This is a genomic window from Collinsella aerofaciens (assembly GCF_019131995.1).
Taxonomy (GTDB): Bacteria; Actinomycetota; Coriobacteriia; order Coriobacteriales; family Coriobacteriaceae; genus Collinsella; species Collinsella aerofaciens_S.
On record NZ_JAHONA010000008.1, the window covers coordinates 69,530 to 87,823 of the forward strand.

The following is an 18,294-nucleotide window of genomic DNA, read 5'->3' on the forward strand; positions in this document are numbered from 1 at the left end:
ATGTTCGACAAAGTGCTCATCGCCAACCGCGGCGAAGTTGCGGTCCGTGTTATCCGCGCGTGCCGCGATATGGGCATCAAGACCGTCGCCGTTTATTCCACGGCCGATGCGGACGCGCTGCACGTGCAGCTTGCCGACGAGGCGTATTGCATCGGCGGCCCGCGTCTTGCCGAGAGCTACCTCAACGACGATGCCGTGCTCACCTGTGCCGTAAAGTCGGGAGCTAAGGCAATTCATCCCGGCTATGGCTTCTTTTCCGAGAAGGCGAGCTTCGTGCGCGACTGCGACAAGTATGGCCTGGCGTTTGTCGGTCCTTCGGCCGAGGTGATCGACAGCATGGGCGACAAGGACGCCGCACGTCGAACGGCTGCCGCGGCGGGCGTGCCCATCGTGCCGGGCTGCGATTTGCTCAAAAGTCCCGAGGAGGCGACGGCCGAGGCCGAGCGCATTGGCTGCCCCGTGCTCATCAAGGCGCGTGCAGGTGGCGGCGGTCGCGGTATTCGCAAGGTCGAGCGCGTGGAAGATGCGGCAAAGGCGTTCATCGAGGCGCGTGCCGAGGGCGAGGCCGTCTTTGGCGACGGCGAGTGCTACATGGAGAAGTTCGTCGCGCCGGCGCACCACGTTGAGGTGCAGATTATGGCCGATAAGCAGGGCCATGTGTTTTCGCTCGGCGAGCGCGAGTGCTCGGTGCAGCGTCGCAATCAAAAGCTGATCGAGGAGAGCCCTGCGCCGTGCCTCGACGGACACGACGACATTCGTGCTCGCATGCACAAGGCAGCGCGTGACTTGGCTCGTGCCGTCGGCTACGAAGGGGCCGGTACCATCGAGTTTTTGTACTCAGATGACGGCAATTTTTACTTTATGGAAATGAACACGCGCTTGCAGGTGGAGCATCCGGTTACGGAGTTTGTGACCGATACCGACCTGGTTAAGTGGCAGCTGCGCGTGGCTGCCGGCCAGCCTCTGCCTTTTGAGCGGGAGGACATGCCGGTCCGCAACCACGCCATGGAGTGCCGCATTAATGCCGAAACGCCGGACTTTCTGCCGTCATGCGGAACGGTCACCGCGTTGCGTGTGCCGGGTGGTCCGCGCGTACGCTGGGATTCCGCCATGTTTACCGGTGCGAAAGTTCCGCCGTACTACGACTCTATGCTCGGCAAGCTCATCGTGTGTGCGCCCACGCGTGACGGCGCCATTCGCAAGATGCGCTCGGCCCTGGGCGAGCTCGTGATCGAGGGCGTGAGCGAAAACAGCGAGCTTCAGCTCGACGTGCTGGCAAACGACGAGTTCTTGTCGGGCATGTATCACACCGATCTGATGGGGCATCTCTATGCTGATGAATAGAAAAGCGAAGACGGTCAACGTTCTCGAGGGGCCGATGACCGAGTCGTGCGCCGAGTTTCCCGCGCGCCACGTGTTTATCAAGTGCCCGGAGTGTCGCCGTGTGATCGATGAGGCGCGCCTGCACGACAACCTCGAGGTCTGCCCTCGTTGCGGCAAACATTTTCGCGTGAGCGGTCGCGCGCGCATGCGCATGACGGTCGACGAGGGCACGTTTGAGGAATGGGATGCCAATCTGGCGTCGGAAGACTTCCTCTCGTTTCCCGGCTATGCCGACAAGCTCAAGAGCGTGAGCGAGCGTTCGGGCGAGCGCGATGCCGTTGTGTGCGGCAGGGGCAAAATCTGCGGTTGCGATACCGCGCTCTTCTTTATGGACGCCAACTTTATGATGGGCTCGATGGGCTCCGTGGTGGGCGAGAAGATTTGCCGCACGTTTGAGCGCGCGATCGAGCTGGGACTGCCGGTCGTTGGCTTTACCGTGTCGGGCGGCGCCCGCATGCAGGAGGGCGTGACCTCGCTCATGCAGATGGCCAAGATCTCTGCAGCCGTTAGGCGCCACAGCGAGGCGGGCGGTCTGTACATCACGGTGCTCACCGACCCTACGACCGGTGGCGTGACCGCGAGCTTTGCCATGGAGGGCGATATTATCCTGGCCGAGCCCGATGCCCTGACGGCATTTGCCGGCCCGCGCGTGATCGAGCAGAACATGCACAAGCGCCTGCCCAAGGGATTCCAGCGCTCCGAGTTTTTGCTGGAGCACGGCTTTTGCGATGCCGTTGTTCCGCGTGGCGAGATTGCGCTCACGGTAGGCGAGCTGCTGGCGCTGCACGAAGGGCACGCGCCCGGCCTGGGGGCACCGCATGAGATCGTGCATACGGGTCGCCGCGGCAAAAAGCTGGGACACTTGTTCAAGCGCTCGGCCGCACCAAAAACCGCGCTCGAGATTGTCAAGCAGACCCGCTCGGCAGATCGCGCCACGGCAGGCGAGATGATCTCGCTGGGCCTGGATGGATTTGTGGAGCTGCACGGCGACCGCTACTTTGGCGACGACGCTGCTGTGGTGGCTGGCATTGGCTGGAAAGACGGACGCCCCGTAACGGTCATCGCCATCGAGCGCGGCACCACGACCAAAGAGCGCATGCGTCGCAACTTTGGTATGGCACATCCCGAGGGCTACCGCAAAGCGCGTCGCCTGATGCGCCAGGCCGAAAAGTTTGGTCGACCGGTTCTGTGCCTGGTCGATACTTCGGGCGCGTTTTGCGGCATCGGTGCCGAGGAACGCGGCCAGGGTGAGGCGATTGCCCAGAACCTCATGGAGATGAGCGGCCTTAAGACGCCGATTGTCTCGGTGGTGACAGGCGAGGGCGGCTCTGGTGGCGCGCTGGCGCTGTCCGTGGCCGACCGCATCCTGATGCTCTCGAGCTCGGCCTATTCGGTCGTGAGCCCCGAGGCCTGTGCGTCGATCCTGTGGAAGGATACCGAGCGCGCGAATGAGGCCGCCGAGGCGCTTAAGCTCACGGCCCCCGATCTGCTGGCGCTCGGCATCATTGACGGCATTGTTGACGATAAGGGCCTGTCGCATGAGGAGATCGCCGGTGCCGTCATGTCCTCGGCATTTGATGCCTTCGATGCGCTTGGGCAGCTCGACGACGCGACCCTCACAAACCTCCGCTACGAAAAGTACCGCGCAATCGGTCAGTACCGCACGATGTGACAAAGGGACAGCCCGCATGTCATATTGGGAAAGGCGTTCCATGCTACAAGTTTCTAACACCTCGTTTACAACGTCGGTTTCATCAAACGCCATGGCCGTGGTCGATTATCTGTCCAAAAGCATGATGTCGGCGCTGCCGTTTATTGTCTGCGCGGCGTTGTTCCGCACCGTCGCCGTCATTATGGGCGAAGGCATGCTGGGCCTGTGGTCTGCCGATTCCGAAATCTATCGCCTGTTCTACAGTTGGCTCTATAACGCCGGCTACTACTTTTTGCCCATCTATCTTGGTTGGGCGGCCGCCCGCCAGCTCGGTTGCTCGGAGCAGCTGGGTATGATGCTGGGCGGCGTATTGATTGCGCCCGATCTGCTCAAGCTCGTCGATGCCGCATCGACGACGGGGGCATCGATGACTTCCGTGTATGGTCTGCTTCCCGCGCCGGTCAACGATTACACGACGACTGTTATTCCAGTTCTCATCTCGGTGCCCGTGCTATGGCGAGTGGAGTGTTTCTTTCAGCGCGTTATCCCTAAGGCCGTGGCGTTTTCGTTTGTTCCGTTTGCGACCATGCTTGTCATGGTTCCGGTTTCGCTGTGTATTACGGCACCGGCGGGCAGCTATCTGGGCATGCTGTTGGGCCAGCTTATGTTTATGCTTGGCAATTCCGGTGGCATCGTGTCGCTGCTCACGCTCATGGGGCTTGCTGCGGGCTGGGAGTTCCTAAAGATCGCCGGCGTCAGCAACGTTGTCCTATCGCTCGCCTATGCGCAGTTTATGAGTGTGGGAACGGATTCGTGCATCCTGATCGCCGCGACGATGGCAACGTTCGCCGTTTGGGGCATGCCCTTTGGCGCGTCGCTTCGCGTTGCGGATAAGGACGAGAAGGCGCTCATGCTGGGCTATTCAATCTCGGGTGTTCTTGGCGGCGTAAGCGAGCCGGCGCTGTACGGTTGCGGCTTTAAATATGGCAGGTGCCTGACGTGCATGGCCATTGGCGGCGCCGTCGGAGGCCTTGTTGCGGCCGTGGGCCACGTTACGGCCTATACCATCGGCATGACGAATGTCCTTATGGTCATTGGCTTTGCCACGGGCGGCATCTCGAACCTGCTGTGGTGCTGCGCTGCCGGCGGTGTGGCATTTGCGGTGTCTGCGGCGCTGAGCTACTGCTTTGGCGTGGTGCCGGCGAAGGGACAGACGACGGGGGACGGAGCCGATTCACCCGAAACCTCGAAGAGCGTGGCCGAAGTAAGCGCGTAAACCTGTGCGACACAAGGACGATTCCTTTGCCATATTCCAAGGCCGTGGCCCGTGTGGGTTGTGGCCTTTTTTGTATCTGAAGGACAAAGTGGCTACACTACAATCCGTTTGAGCAATAGATATATATAGGCAGTACCGTGGGGGCTGATGAAGATGGTCGAGTGGATCGTTCGTCGTGCGCAGGGCGACCGTGCGCGCGTGGGCACGTTGACGGGCATGGTGTGTATTCTCGCTAATGTTGCGCTTTGTGCTGCGAAGGGCGCAATTGGTGTGCTGTCGGGATCGGTTTCGATTGTGGCGGATGCCATGAACAACCTGTCCGATGCCAGCTCGAATATCGTGAGCGTGCTGGGCTTTAAGCTGGCGAGCAAGCCGGCCGACCCCGAGCATCCTTACGGCCACGGTCGCTACGAGTATCTCTCGGGTTTGGTCGTGGCGGCGCTCGTGCTGCTTATTGGCATCGAACTGGTGAAGTCCTCGGTGGAGCGTATTGTCAACCCGGAGCCTGTCGAGTTCTCGCTTGCCCTGGTGGCAGTCCTGGCACTTTCGATGGTTGTAAAGCTGTGGATGGCGGCCCTCAACCAAAAGCTCGGCGATCGCATTGAGTCCGAGACGCTGCATGCGACCGCGCAGGATTCCAAGAACGATGTCCTTGCCACAGGCGCCGTGCTGGCATGTGCGATTGTTTCGCAGGTGACGCACATCAATCTTGACGCATGGGTTGGCCTTGCCGTTGGCGCCTATATTGGCTGGAGCGGCCTTGAACTTATTCAAGATACGGTAAGCCCGCTTTTGGGCCAGTCACCCGATCCTAAGCTGGTCAAGCACATTCGAGACAAGATCATGAGCTATCCCGGCGTTTTGGGCGTTCACGATTTGATGGTTCACGACTACGGCCCGGGCAGGAAGTTTGCAAGTGCGCACGCCGAGATGGCGGCCGAGGCCAGCCCGCTGGAAAGTCACGACACGCTCGATAACATCGAGCAGTCGTTTAGGAACGAAGACGGCATGATTGTCACACTTCACTACGACCCCATCGTGACCGATGACCCCAAGCTGGCGAGCATGCGCCTGCGTATCAACGCAATGGCTCAGGAGATCGATAACCGCCTCTCGATTCATGATCTACGCTGTGTGCCGGGTCCTACGCACACCAACGTGATCTTTGACTGCGTGCGTCCCTCGGATCTGCAGATGAGTGCCGAAGACGTAAAGCACGCGCTGGCACAACGGGTCGAATCGGAATATCCCAAGTCGATTGCCAAGATTACGATCGACGAAGACTACGTAGGGCATACCCACGAGTAAGGCTGTGCCGGCAAAGCAGGTTATGCAGAAGGGGAGAGCATGAAGAAGCTGTATCTACTCCGCCACGGTCAGACGGAGTTCAACGTCAAAAAGCTGGTCCAGGGCCGCTGCGATTCACCGCTCACCGACCTGGGCCGCAAACAAGCGGGAATGGCTGCCGCATGGCTCAAGAGCCACGACGTTGTCCCCGACAAAGTGGTCTCTTCGCCCTTAGGCCGAGCCATGGACACAGCTCAGCTCGTCGCAACCGAACTCCTTGGCCCGGACGCAGCAGTCGAGCCCTGCGAAGGCATCATCGAGCGCTGCTACGGCACCTTCGAAGAAGGCCCCCACGACGCGCTACCCACCGACGTCTGGGACCCCGGCGAGGATTTAGTCCCCTTTGGAGGGGAGGGAAGCCAAGCTCTACAAGCTCGCATGGTAAGCACCCTTACCAATCTCATGGGCATTGATAGCGTCAAAACCCTTCTTGCAGTAAGCCACGGCAGCGCCAGCCGCCAATTCATCAAAGCCACCACTCCAGAGGGCTTTGAGCTCCCAGCAAAACTCCCCAACTGCGCCATCATGATCTTCGGTTTTGAGGATTCGCAAGAAGAATGCGACGCGTCCCAAGGTAAGTTCACCTTGCAGCAAATCATCGATCCCCAGCAAAGTCTATAGCCTGAGCGAGCAAAGTTAAGCAGACATCAACGTGTCGTCTCCCGAGCTTTGGCTTGACACGCTGAACATCTACAAGAATAACCTTGAGGCCGTCGAGGCGTTCCTGGCCGACGCCCGCGCCATGGGCGACGGTCGCCTCAATGCGGTGCTCACCGGTGCCGGCACCTCCGATTACGTGGGTGAGGTTGTCGTCCTCAACCCCGACCTATCCCTCGTCGAGACCTATCTCGGTGGCGGGAGCGTCTACACTGAGAAGTAGCTGCTGACCTATTTGCGATTTGATGCGAATAATGAGACCCCGATTCGGCTTTATCGAATCGGGGTCTTTGCTGTGGTGTCCAGCTAAATCAAAACAGGCCTATTCTGCGACGATGATGCGAGTTGATTCGAGAACCATGGAACGCTGTTTGTCGTTGACATTTGCATCGGTGATGAGTGCGTCCATTTGATCGAGATTGTAGAAGCCGAAGAAGTCCATCTGTCCGATCTTGCTTGAATCGCAGACAAGGTAACGCTTGGCGGCGCGATCGCAAGCGAGCGCCTGTAAGCGTCCTTCCTCAAGGTTAGAACAGGAGATGGATTGGGCAAGTACGCCGTTGGTGCCGATAAAGCAAGTGTCGATACCGAGCGGGGCGAGAGCATCTTCGGCGATGGGCCCGACGAAAGAACCCGATCGTTTGCGATACTGTCCTCCCAGGGCCCAGATCTCCACATCGTTTCGCGTCTGGAGCATGTTCAGCACGATGATGCTGTTTGTGATGACGCGCAGCCGCATGCGCGGCAGCGCACGGGCGATGAGAGCGCAAGTCGAACCGGGTCCGAGGAAGATGGTGTCGCGCTCTCTGATGAGGTTGACAGCGGTGCGTGCGATATGCTCTTTTTCAGGGGAGCGGATTGAGAGCTTTTCAAAAAACGGGACCTCTTCGGCAGTGGGGGAGCCGCTTGAAAGTCGGATGCCACCGTACTCGCGGATGACGCCAGCGCGTCGCGAGAGCTCATCGAAGTCTCTTCGAGCGGTCATTTCAGATATACCAAAGATTGTTGCGGCTTGGGCAACAGTGACCATTCCGCGCTGAGCGCACAGCTCAAGTAATTGTTCGTGACGTTCGGGTTTAAGCATGGCTTGCCAATTGGATTATGCGGTAATGACGGAGGTATAGGCGCGGAGGGCCTCGATGGTCCGGGGGTCTGCGTCCTCGTTAATGAATGCCGCGGTCATATCCTCCAGTGTGGTGAAAAGGCAGAAGTCGCGCCTTCCGACTTTTTCAGCATCTACAACAAGATAACGCTCCTGAGCTCGAGAAAGAGCGTCTGAGAGGACCATGGCTGCATCGGGACGAGAGCCAAAGACCTCGTTTCCAAAAATACCGGTTGCCGAGACGTAGGCCTTGGGAGCGGATAGACCGTAGGGGCCGCGGCCGTTGTATGGCATGGTGAAAACTCGCGTGTCGTGACGCATCATGCCACCAACAAAGAATAGATCTATATGTGGATTGTCGGCTAGCAGGTTCAGCACGGGAAGACTGTTGGTGACGACGCGTATGTCCTCCTGGGGCAAATACGAACACATGAGCTCGAGAGTGGAGCCTCCACCGAGAAAGATCGTATCGCCGGCTGAGACGGTTTGGGCGGCGGCCATAGCGGCGGCACGTTTCTGATCAACTTGAAAACGACGTTTCTCCTCATGCGGGGTCAAACGTGAAAGGGCTGTTCCGTGGGCGGAGTGTGGAAGCTGAGCCCCTCCGTGTACGCGCACAAGAAGGCCCTTGTCGGCAAGCTCGGCCAGGTCACGCCTGATGGTCATATCCGAAACAGATAGGGTATTAGATATCTCGTTTACCGATACCGAATGATGTTGGTCGAGCAAGTCGAGAATGGCCTGCTGGCGTTCGGATTTCATGAGTGCCGACTCCCTCATCGAGCGTTTGTTCTTATTTCAATGTAAACGAACAACATTAATAAACGCAAATCGTTCACGAAGGCACATTACCTTTCACCGGTCAAAACATAACGCTCACGGAAAAAACCATCAAATAGGAGGTAAATAAAGCTCATTCCAAAAATCATCTCTTGACCAATAAACAAATATAGACGAACATAAACGAACAGAACGAACAGAACGAACATAAACGAACAGAACGAACAGAACGAACAGAACGAACAGAACGAACAGAACGAAGAGAATTAATAAGTATGAAAGGACAGAAGATGCGTATCGGTGTCATCCTTGCAAGTCACGGAGAGTTCGCTCAGGCCGCCCTCGGCGCCGTCGAGATGATTGCGGGCAAGCAGCCTGATGTCATCGCTCTTGGTCTCACCGCCGAGAAGAGCCTGGAGTCTTTCGAGTCCGAGATGCGCGAGGCCTACGAGACCCTCAGCGCCGAGTGCGAACTCGTCGTCACCCTATGCGACATCTACGGCGGCACCCCATTCAACGTGACCACCCGCTGCCTGCTCAACGGCATGAACATGGTCGCCTACACCGGCCTGTCTATGCCCGTTGCGGTCGAGCTCCTGCTCACCCGCGATGGCCTCGATTCCGCCGACGCGGTCCGTGCCCAGCTCACCGCCGCTCACGCCGGGGCCCAGCAGGAGATCAAGGCTCCCGCTCCGGCCGTGGAGGCAGACGAGGACGATTTGGACCTCTAGGCTCGTTAGCCCGTCGATTCGAGTGGCGCTCACCCGTATCCCCCCGAGTGGGCGTCTCGATCGAGTAGAGCATTCGTAAACGGTACTGAAGGAACGTGCAAACGAAAAGGAGAACAACATGGCACTCAAACTCGTCGACATCGATGACCGCCTGATTCACGGTCAGGTCGCCACCACCTGGATTCCCGACTTCGGCATCGAATCGGCAATCATTGTCTCGGATAAGGTCGCCAACGACCCCGTCCAGAAGTCCGTCGCCGGCCTCGCCGCCCCCGACATCAAGGTCTCCGTCTTCGGCGTCGAGAAGTTTATCGAGGTCCTCAAGAAGACCGAGCTCAAGAAAGCCACGATGGTGCTCTTCACCAACCCCATCGACGCCCTCAAGCTGCACGAGAACGGCTTGCCGTTCGACTACCTGAACGTTTCCGGCATGCGCTTCAACGAGCAGCGTCATCGCCTGCACAAGAACATGTCCGTCACCGCCGAGGAAAAGGCCGCCTTCGAGGAGCTCATTGGCCTCGGCGTCGACTGCTGGATGCAGACCACCACGCGCGATTCCAAGGAGCCCGTGTCCGAGCTCCTCAAGAACTACTAAGTAGGTAACCATCTCCGGGCATGTGAGCCCGGGGCGTGCCCATCGGAGGGAACGATGGGCGAATAGGGAAGGAGAGGCTTATGCTTCAGGCACTTCTGCTCGCCATCTGGGCGGGTCTGTGCACTTGGGACCAGTTCGGTCCCCACCTGGGCTTCCGCAAGCCCCTGCTGGCATCCGTCGGCGTCGGCATCATCCTCGGTGACATGACGACCGCCATCATGATCGGCGCGACCATGGAGCTCATGTGGCTCGGCGTCAATAACATCGGTGCCTACGTTCCGCCCGATGTCATCTCCGGCACCATCGTCGGTGCCGCCTTGGGCATTATGGGTTCCACCGACACCGCCAGCGCCATCGCCCTGGCAGTCGCCATCGGCATCCCCACCGCCACCTTGGTTCAGCAGCTGAACATCCTGGTCATGACCACCAACGTCTCGCTTGTTCACGGTGCCGACAAGGCCATCGAGTCCGGTAAGTTCAACGCTGTCAACAAGTTCTTCTGGACCGGTGCTCTGTGCTTCTTCCTGACCCGCGCCGTCCCCGTCTTCATCGCCACGGGTATCGGCTCCTTCGTGATCGAGGACATCATGGCCTTCCTACAGAACCAGGTTCCGTGGGTTCTCACCGGCTTCTCCACTGCCGGTGGCATGATGCCCGCCGTCGGCCTGGCCATGCTCCTCACCATGATGATGAAGAAGAACATGTGGATCTTCCTGCTGCTCGGCTTTATCATGGCCGCCTTCCTCAACGTCCCGACCGTGGGCATCGCGCTCGCCGCTTGCGCCGCCGCCGGCGTGTGGGACGTCATTACCGAGGGCCAGAAGAATCAACCCGCCCCTGCCGCCGCCTCTGCCGCCGGCTCCGATGATGACGAGGAGTACGATCTCTAATGGGTAAGATCTCCAACTCCACCCTGAACAAGGTCCTGCTGCGCACCCAGGGTTGCCAATTCGCGCACAACTACGAGCGCATGCAGTCGCTGTCCCTGACCTACTGCTTTGCCCCTGTCCTCGAGGAGCTCTACAAGGACGCCCCCAAGGAGGAGCGCGTTAACGCCATGAAGCGCCACCTCGAGTACTTCAACACCCACCCGCTCGCGATCCCCTTCATCCTTGGCATCACCGCCGCCCTGGAGGAGACCACGGATGAGGATCAGAAGGACACCGTCGTCGGCATCAAGACCTCCCTCATGGGTCCCTTCGCCGGCCTTGGTGACTCCCTGCTGAACCTCACCTGGTTCCCGATCGCCGGCTCCATCGGCGCATCTATGTGCGTCGACAACGGCTCCATTGTGGGTCCGCTCGTGATGTTCTTGCTCATCAACCTGCTGTACTGGCCGCTGAAGTACTTCGGCCTGCACAAGGGTTACGAGATGGGCATGGAGCTCGTCGAGAAGGCGGGCGTCCAGGTCTTCGACCGTCTGGGCAACCTCGCCAACGTGCTGGGCGTCATGGTCACCGGCGGCCTGATCGCCACGACCGTTAAGCTCAAGCTTGCCGTGCAGTTCGCCTTCGGTGAGGGTGACCCGCTGGTGCTCCAGGACCAGCTCGACAAGGTGTTGCCCTTCCTGCTGCCTGTCGTTCTGACTTTCATCTGCTATCGCCTGCTCAAGAAGGGCCAGGGCAAGAACTCCGCCCAAATCATCATCGGTCTGATTGTGTTCTCCCTTGTGTTCGCCGCTATCGGTTTCTACTTCCCGGCGTTCAAGATCTTCGCCTAATCGCGAGCTTATCAAAAGGCAAATCGTTTGATGCCCGCGCCCCGCATGCCGGGCGCGGGCCTCGTTGTCTCATGTGCTCTCCATCGTGCGCGATCGGGGTGCGCTCCATTATGCCCATGTGCCTTTGGCGTATCGCCATCTGGCAATTCCAACTATCGAAAGGATGCCAATGAGAACCGTCCTCGTGCTCATGGATACTCTGCGTCGCGACGTCCTGTCGTGCTACAACCCCGCAACCGACGTCCAGACCCCCAATCTCGATGCCTTTGCCGAGCGTTCCTGCGTGTTCGACAACCACTGGATCGGCTCGGCTCCCTGCATGCCTGCCCGCCGCGACATCCTCACCGGTCGCTACAACTTCCTCGAGCGCCCCTGGGGCCCCATCGAGCCCTTCGATGTGACGCTGCCGGCCTGCCTGCGCGCGAACGGCAACTTCTGCCACATCACCACCGACCACTGCCACTACCTACGCACCGGTGGCGAGGGCTACCTCCAGGAGTTCAACACCTGGGATTACTACCGCGGCCAGGAGGGCGACCCGTGGGTCAGCCGCATCGATGAGCCGAATAACATGCCCGAGACCTTCTACGGGCGCGTGCGCGAGCAGTACCAGAAGAACCGTCAGCTCTGGCCCAACGAAGAGGACATGCCGAGCCCCAAGACCTTCCAGTCCGCCTGCGACTGGATCGACGGCAATGCTGGGGCCGACGACTTCTTCCTTATGGTTGAGGCCTTCGACCCGCACGAGCCCTTCGATGTGCCCGACAAGTACATGGAGATGTACGGCGGCACTGGCGAGCTCGACCGCGACTACTTCGAGATTCCTGAGTACAAGCGCGTCTCCGCCACCGACGTCAACAAGGGCGCGGAGGACTACCTGCAGCGCCGCTACAAGGCCCTCGTCACCATGACCGACCGCTGGTTTGGTAGGCTCATCGACAAGCTCGAGGAGCGCGGGATGCTGGACGATACCATGGTCATGGTCACCACCGACCACGGCTATTTCCTGGGCGAGCGCGACTACATGGGCAAAAACTACATGCACCTGTATAACGAGCTCGCGCATCTGCCGTTCATTGTGCACTTCCCGGGTAACGCCCGCGCCGGCGAGCATGCCCGCCAGCTCACTCAGGCCATCGACATCATGCCCACGGTGCTTGAGGCCCACGGCTGCGAGATTCCCGCAGATGTGTGCGGCACCTCCCTCGTGCCGCTCATGACGGATGCTGACGCGCCCACGCGTGGCTACGCCCTGTACGGCGTGCACGCCATGACCGTCAACGTCACCGACGGCCGCTACACCTACTTCCGCGCGCCGGTCGCCGGCAACCAGCCGTGCTTCGAGTACACCGCACTGCCGCACACCATCCGCAAAAAGATGGGTTCGGACTGCCCGGAGGAGATTGAGTGTGGCCGCTACTTCAAACGCACCAAGTACCCGCTGTTCAAGATCCCCTGTAAGAAGCCGGCCCAGATCGAGGGAGCCACGCCGCTCGCCGAGGTCGAGCAGACGATGCTGTTCGACCTTGAGAGTGACTACGGCCAGGTTAATAATCTCGCCGGCAAGGACGACCACGCCGAACAGCGCATGATTGACCTGCTGCTGCGCGGCCTGGAGGAGCATGAGTCCCCGGCCGAGCAAAAGGAGCGCCTGGGCTTGGCCTAAGATTCATGCGGTGATTGTGCGGGCCGGATGCGCCGCCTCGGGTAAGGAGGTGGTTTCCGGCCCGATGAGTGAGGGCTAGCCTGTGCGAAGGGGGTATGTGCCATGTGCGCGAAGCATATTGGCTTTTTGATAAAACCGGCATCGAGTGCTTGCAACATGCGGTGCAGGTACTGCTTTTACTGCGATGTCGCTGCTCATCGCGAGGAGCGGAGCGCCCGCGTCATGGGCGAAGACGTGGCAAGTGCCATCATCGACCGTGCATTCGCCGTGGCGAGTGATGCGCACATTTCTTTCGCCTTCCAGGGCGGCGAGCCCACCCTGGCCGGCCTTGACTTCTTCCATTCGTTCGTCGCGCGGGTGGAGGAGCGCCGTGAGAACCAGCGGGTGAGCTGGGCGTTGCAGACCAACGGCTACCTGATCGAAGAGGAATGGGCCGAGTTCTTCCGCGAGCACGGGTTCCTCATCGGAGTCTCGGTTGACGCTTATCGCGACCTGCACGATTCGATGCGTCCCGATGCGCACGGTGCCGCCACGTACGCGCGCGTCATGAGCGGCGTTCGCCTGCTGCGCGAGCGCGGCGTGGACGTCAACATACTCTCGGTCCTCACCTCGCAGATGGCGGCGCATCCACAGCGCGTCTTCTCCTTCATCAAGCAGGAGAAGATCACCCATATCCAGTTCATCCCGTGCCTGCCGGGCCTCGACGATGAGCGGGACACGTTCTCGCTCGACCCGCGTGCCTTCTCCTCGTTCTACCGCCGCTTGTTCGACTTGTGGTGGCGCGAGCTCGGTGCTGGGCGCTATGTGAGCATCTGGCTGTTCGAGAACGTCATGCAGATGGCGCTCGGGCAGTTTCCGTCGCAGTGCGGTATGCTCGGCCGCTGCGCTCCGCAGTTCGTGGTGGAAAGCGACGGTTCGGTGTATCCGTGCGACTTCTATGCGCTGGATGAGTACCGCGTGGGCGATATTCGCGTCGATTCCCTTGAGGCAATGGCGACCTGTGAGACCATGCGCATGTTTTTGAACGAGCCGCGTCGCGATTGCGCGCGGTGCGCCGATTGCCCCTTTGAGGGCATTTGCCATCGCAACTGCAAGCGCCTGAACATCGCCTATTACGATGCGGGCTACTGCGGGCTGCGTGAGTTTTTGGAGTACGCCTATCCCGGCCTGCAGCGCGTGGCTCGCATGTTCACGCGGCGCTGATCCTGCCCGGGTTTTGCCTCGTCGTAGTTGTGTGGGGCTCTGCGCCCCTCCCGCCTTGACCACTCAATCTTCATCCCGTTCCCGTGAGTTTGGAGTTCCCTATGCCCCAGCAAACCAACGTTCTCCTTATCATGTGCGACCAGATGCGCGGCGACTGCCTGGGTATCGACGGTCATCCGGACGTGCAGACGCCCTACTTGGACACGCTCGCCGCCGACGGCATGCTGTTCGAGAACGCCTACTCCGCCTGCCCGAGTTGCATCCCGGCGCGCGCCGCCCTCTTTTGCGGCAAGACGCCCGCGGGCACGGGCCGCGTGGGTTACCAGGACGGTATCGCGTGGGAGTACGACCATATGCTCGCGCAGGAGATGCGCGACGGCGGCTACCAGACCGCCGTGGTAGGCAAGATGCACGTGCATCCGCCGCGTTTGGGCTGCGGCTTCGAGCACATGCGCCTGCATGACGGCTACATCGGCCACTACCGCAAGGCGAACCTGCCGTACTGGATGCACCAGAACGTCTCCGACGACTACATGCGCTTCCTCAAAAATGAACTGGGCGAATTCGCCGACGTGAACGGTTCGGGCGTTGAGAACAACTCCTGGATCACCCATCCCTGGGCCTACGAGGAGCGCCTGCACCCCACCAACTGGGTGGTGGACGAGTCCATCCGCTTTTTGGAGACCCGCGATCGCACGCGCCCGTTCTTCCTCATGACGAGCTTCGTGCGGCCCCACCCGCCCTTCGACGCGCCGCAGACCTACTTCGATCTGTACCGCGACATGGAGCTGCGCGCGCCTGCCGCTGGCGATTGGGATGACGCCGATGCCACCGAGCGCGATGGCATGATCTTGGACAGCGTGCACGGCTGCCGCGACGCCGAGCTGCGCCGCGAGGCCATGGCGGGCTATTATGCCTGCATCACACATATGGACCACCAGATCGGCCGGCTCATCACGGCGCTCGAGAACGACGAGACCTACCACGACACCGTGATCGTGTTCTGCTCCGACCACGGCGAGATGCTCTTTGACCACAGTCTCTTTCGCAAGGTGTTGCCCTACGAGGGCTCCGCGCGCATCCCCTTCATCGTGCACGTGGGCAAAAACGTCGATGTGCCGGGCGGCGAGCGCGTTCGCGGCGTGAGCGAGAGCACGGTGGAACTCATGGACCTTATGCCCACCATCCTCGAGGCGTGCGACCTGCCCGTGCCCGAGGGCGTGGAGGGCGCCTCGCTCATGGGCGAGCTTACCGGCGCCGCGCCGCTGAACCGTGCATACCTGCACGGCGAGCACAGCGGCAGCCGCGAGCAGTCCAACCAGTGGATCGTGACCCCGCATGACAAGTACATCTGGTTCACACGGACCGGGGTGGAGCAGTATTTCGACCTGGACGCCGATCCGCGTGAGGAGCACGACCTCATCGACGCTCCGGAGCGCGCCGCGCGCATCGCCGTGCTCCGTGCCTGCCTGATTGAGGAGCTCGCTGGTCGCGAAGAGGGATATGTTCGTGACGGCGAGTTGGTGGCGGGACGTGCGCCCGCCGTTATGCTTGAGCGCCCCCGGCCCTCGCGCCTCCAACGTTAAGAGAAAGGCCTATCCATGGATATGAAGACGATCGGCATTGTGGTCGTAGTGGTTGCGGTCGGGTTCACCATTTACATGGAGGTCCAAAAGCGCACAACCTTCGCCAAGCTCGAGGCGTACCTGCGCGAGGGCGACCTCAACAACTACCTCAAGGTCCTGAACCGCCCGCTCACTAGCGTGCTGTACCCCAAGTACAACGTGCTTTTCATGCGCTTGAACGCAGCTCTTGCCATGGATGACGTCGAGGCATCCGAGCGCATCATCCGCGAGATGGGTTCGCTCAAGATGAGCGAGGAGCAGACACTCGCGCTGGCGGCAAAGGCGTTCTCCTTCTACGTGGAGATCGGGGATGACCCCCACGCACGCGAGGTGCTCTCCTACCTCGAGGAGCACGGTGATCGCGAGGCTGCGCGTGCCGACCGTCGCACCTATGACGTCTTCCTCAAGGGCTCGTATGCCTATATCGACGAGATGGAGCGCGCGTTGTCGGAGGCGGCTGGCATGGAAGAGGCCCTGCTCTGCCAGATGCTCTCGGTTCAGTACGAGAACAAGGGTGACGAGGGGCGCGCCGCGTCCTATTGCGAGCGCGCTGAGCGGACGCTCGCAGCAGCCATGCCTGACAAGTAGGGAAGAGTCTAGGCGCTTCATATGCTAGCAATCGTATTCGCCATTGCGTTTTTCGCCTCTACCATCAGTGCCATCTGCGGTGTCGGCGGGGCATCATCATTAAGCCCGTGATGGACGCCGTGGGTGTCGCCGACGTGGCGACCATCAACTTCCTGTCCGGATGCACCGCGAGGACAACATCGGGCACTTCGCCATGAGCGTTTCCACCGCGCTGCTGCTCGACGTCGTCTACGCGTGCATCTTCAACCAGGATTACTTCGCTAACTACTAGCGGCGTGTCGAGACGGTGCGCGGGCCATTGAGGGACTCGGCAGGCAGATTGGCGGGGACGCCTAGCCCTTGGCGCAACGGTGCTCCGCATGAGCGGCGTAAATAGGGACATATCGCGCAGCAGCGTTCGAGATATGTAAAAGTCCACAACCATACGCTGCGGTTTTGAATGATACGAACGCTTGCAATTCGTTGCATAGGGTGTTGCTCGATCGATAGGAGCTTGTTCGGATGGGTCCTCAATACATCTTGGTCTTCGCGGTATGCTTCCTGGCGTCGCTTCTGGGGCCGCTCTGTGGCATCGGCGGCGGCGTGATCATCAAGCCCGTGGTCGACGCGATGAACGTCATGAGCGTGAGCACGGTGAGCTTCCTCTCGAGCATGTCGGTGCTCATCATGTCGCTCTCCACGCTCGCGCAGAACGCGGCGAGCGGGCAGTCTGATATCGACGCGCGGGCGATGTCGCCCATCGCCGTCAGCTCCGCGGTGGGCGGCGTGATCGGCAAGATGTTGTTCAACCGGCTGGGGTCCGTGTTCCCCGACGCCGAGCTCGTCGGCGCGGTCCAGGCCGCCGTGCTCATCGTGCTCGCCGTCCTCGTGCTGGCCTACACGCTCAACAAGGCGCGCATCAAGGGCCTCAAGCTCGAGAATGCGTGGGCGCAGGCGCTCATAGGGTTCTGCGCCGGGGCGTGCTGGTCCTTCCTCGGCATCGGCGGCGGCCCCTTCAACCTGGCCATCCTCGTCTTCTTCTTCGCCATGGAGAGCAAGCCCGCCGCGCAGGCGTCGCTGTTCATCATCGCGTTCTCGCAGACGGCGAGCCTCATCTACACGCTGGCCACGGGCAGCGTGCCCGCGTTCCTCTCCGTGGTCCTGCTGGGCATGGCGGCGATGGCGGTGCTTGGGTCGGTCGTGGGGCGCCGCCTGCTGCGCCGGATGGACTCGGCGGCGGTCGATAAGCTCTACGTGTTCGCCCTCGTGCTCATCATCGTGATCTGCACGTACAATTTCATCCGGTTCTCGGTGCTCTAGTTCTTCGCCCCGAAACGGGATGCCGCGATAATGGAGCTGGAGCGCGGGCCTTCCTCTTCTGCCTTGAGGAGGTCGCCGTGTCCCGCTCGTCTCATGAGCGCCGATGGTGTTGAAGTCCTCTTGGCAATAAGTCGCGGCAGCGTCAGCCGCCAATTCAAAAAAGCCACAAGCGGAAGGCAAACCGCTTCAAAGCAAATTCACCCTCCAACAAATAGTGGATCCCCAACAAAGTCTTTAGCCTGAGCGAGCAGAGTTAAGCAGACATCAACGTGTCGTCTCCCGAGCACGGCGGAGGGTCGGAGAAATATATTAAGGTCATCGCGAGTTCCGCACGCAAAGGAGAGCACTTAATGTGCTCTCCGTCTTGCGCAGGACTGTAGAGCAGGGACCTTAATATATTTCTCCGACCCTCCGCCGTGCCCAGGAGACATCCACGCACTTTACCTGCGTAAACAGGTTGATTTCCGATCTCAGCCGAACACATTGAGCAAATAGGCCATTCCCGCAGCTAGCCGAACGCCCCCGCGGCCCCTCCTGGGGTCCGGGGGCGCCGTTTTCCCAGTTGATGGAACGGTGGAGATGTGTTTCGATGGGTCCGGTGGCCATGCTCCGCCCGCCGCCCGGCACCTCTTCCCAGACTCAGCCGGACGGCCGGTCCGTCTATTCCGTTT

17 protein-coding genes are annotated in these 18,294 nt (G+C 60.4%); 15 read left to right on the forward strand and 2 right to left on the reverse strand.

What is annotated here, in order from left to right; genetic code table 11:
* The 6 genes from KSY82_RS04145 (at position 1) to KSY82_RS10360 (ending at position 6,537) form a co-directional block, all read left to right on the forward strand.
* Positions 1–1,344 (forward strand): acetyl-CoA carboxylase biotin carboxylase subunit, encoded by a 1,344-nt coding sequence (locus KSY82_RS04145; RefSeq protein ID WP_217750309.1) that lies wholly within the window; start codon positions 1–3, stop codon positions 1,342–1,344.
* The gene (accD, locus tag KSY82_RS04150; RefSeq protein ID WP_254881716.1) at positions 1,331–3,055 is read left to right on the forward strand and encodes an acetyl-CoA carboxylase, carboxyltransferase subunit beta; all 1,725 of its coding nucleotides are present in this window, start codon (positions 1,331–1,333) and stop codon (positions 3,053–3,055) included. The genes KSY82_RS04145 and accD overlap by 14 nt, the downstream gene beginning before the upstream one ends.
* A gap of 40 nt (positions 3,056–3,095) precedes the next feature.
* Positions 3,096–4,310, forward strand: coding sequence for a PTS sugar transporter subunit IIC (locus tag KSY82_RS04155; RefSeq protein WP_217750310.1), 1,215 nt, complete (start codon positions 3,096–3,098; stop codon positions 4,308–4,310).
* 147 nt (positions 4,311–4,457) lie between these two features.
* Positions 4,458–5,618 (forward strand): cation diffusion facilitator family transporter, encoded by a 1,161-nt coding sequence (locus KSY82_RS04160; protein ID WP_217750311.1) that lies wholly within the window; start codon positions 4,458–4,460, stop codon positions 5,616–5,618.
* 39 nt (positions 5,619–5,657) lie between these two features.
* Positions 5,658–6,278, forward strand: a complete 621-nt coding sequence (locus tag KSY82_RS04165) for a histidine phosphatase family protein (protein ID WP_217750312.1) — start codon at positions 5,658–5,660, stop codon at positions 6,276–6,278.
* Between the two features lie 31 nt (positions 6,279–6,309).
* The gene (locus KSY82_RS10360) at positions 6,310–6,537 is read left to right on the forward strand and encodes a hypothetical protein (RefSeq protein ID WP_254881717.1); all 228 of its coding nucleotides are present in this window, start codon (positions 6,310–6,312) and stop codon (positions 6,535–6,537) included.
* A gap of 99 nt (positions 6,538–6,636) precedes the next feature.
* Here the strand turns inward: KSY82_RS10360 and KSY82_RS04175 are convergent, their stop codons facing one another.
* Together KSY82_RS04175 and KSY82_RS04180 are read right to left on the reverse strand one after the other, a co-directional pair.
* On the reverse strand, positions 6,637–7,398 hold the full coding sequence (locus KSY82_RS04175; RefSeq protein WP_217750313.1) for a DeoR/GlpR family DNA-binding transcription regulator: 762 nt from the start codon (positions 7,396–7,398) through the stop codon (positions 6,637–6,639).
* Positions 7,399–7,413: 15 nt separating this feature from the next.
* Positions 7,414–8,178 carry a DeoR/GlpR family DNA-binding transcription regulator gene (locus KSY82_RS04180; RefSeq protein WP_254881718.1) on the reverse strand — a complete coding sequence of 255 codons (765 nt, stop codon included), beginning with the start codon at positions 8,176–8,178 and terminating at the stop codon, positions 7,414–7,416.
* Positions 8,179–8,471: 293 nt separating this feature from the next.
* Here KSY82_RS04180 and KSY82_RS04185 point away from each other — a divergent pair, with 293 nt between their 5' ends.
* From KSY82_RS04185 to KSY82_RS04225, 9 genes are all read left to right on the forward strand, one after another.
* On the forward strand, positions 8,472–8,927 hold the full coding sequence (locus tag KSY82_RS04185) for a PTS sugar transporter subunit IIA (RefSeq protein WP_233543591.1): 456 nt from the start codon (positions 8,472–8,474) through the stop codon (positions 8,925–8,927).
* 118 nt (positions 8,928–9,045) lie between these two features.
* Complete coding sequence (locus tag KSY82_RS04190; protein WP_117647588.1) at positions 9,046–9,522, forward strand: PTS sugar transporter subunit IIB; 477 nt, start codon at positions 9,046–9,048, stop codon at positions 9,520–9,522.
* Between the two features lie 80 nt (positions 9,523–9,602).
* A complete protein-coding gene (locus KSY82_RS04195; protein WP_117647586.1) occupies positions 9,603–10,412 on the forward strand; it encodes a PTS mannose/fructose/sorbose/N-acetylgalactosamine transporter subunit IIC in 810 nt (269 codons plus the stop codon).
* On the forward strand, positions 10,412–11,242 hold the full coding sequence (locus tag KSY82_RS04200) for a PTS system mannose/fructose/sorbose family transporter subunit IID (RefSeq protein WP_117862213.1): 831 nt from the start codon (positions 10,412–10,414) through the stop codon (positions 11,240–11,242). The genes KSY82_RS04195 and KSY82_RS04200 overlap by 1 nt, the downstream gene beginning before the upstream one ends.
* Before the next feature lie 169 nt (positions 11,243–11,411).
* Positions 11,412–12,908 (forward strand): sulfatase, encoded by a 1,497-nt coding sequence (locus KSY82_RS04205; RefSeq protein WP_117647582.1) that lies wholly within the window; start codon positions 11,412–11,414, stop codon positions 12,906–12,908.
* A 102-nt stretch (positions 12,909–13,010) separates the two neighbouring features.
* Positions 13,011–14,111 (forward strand): radical SAM/SPASM domain-containing protein, encoded by a 1,101-nt coding sequence (locus KSY82_RS04210; RefSeq protein WP_217750315.1) that lies wholly within the window; start codon positions 13,011–13,013, stop codon positions 14,109–14,111.
* Between the two features lie 101 nt (positions 14,112–14,212).
* Positions 14,213–15,697: an arylsulfatase gene (locus KSY82_RS04215; protein ID WP_217750316.1), complete on the forward strand. Its 1,485-nt coding sequence runs from the start codon at positions 14,213–14,215 to the stop codon at positions 15,695–15,697.
* Positions 15,698–15,712: 15 nt separating this feature from the next.
* Entirely contained in the window at positions 15,713–16,324 is a 612-nt protein-coding gene (locus tag KSY82_RS04220; protein ID WP_217750317.1) for a hypothetical protein, read from the forward strand.
* 501 nt (positions 16,325–16,825) lie between these two features.
* On the forward strand, positions 16,826–17,623 hold the full coding sequence (locus KSY82_RS04225) for a sulfite exporter TauE/SafE family protein (protein ID WP_217750318.1): 798 nt from the start codon (positions 16,826–16,828) through the stop codon (positions 17,621–17,623).
* Positions 17,624–18,294: the final 671 nt, after the last annotated feature.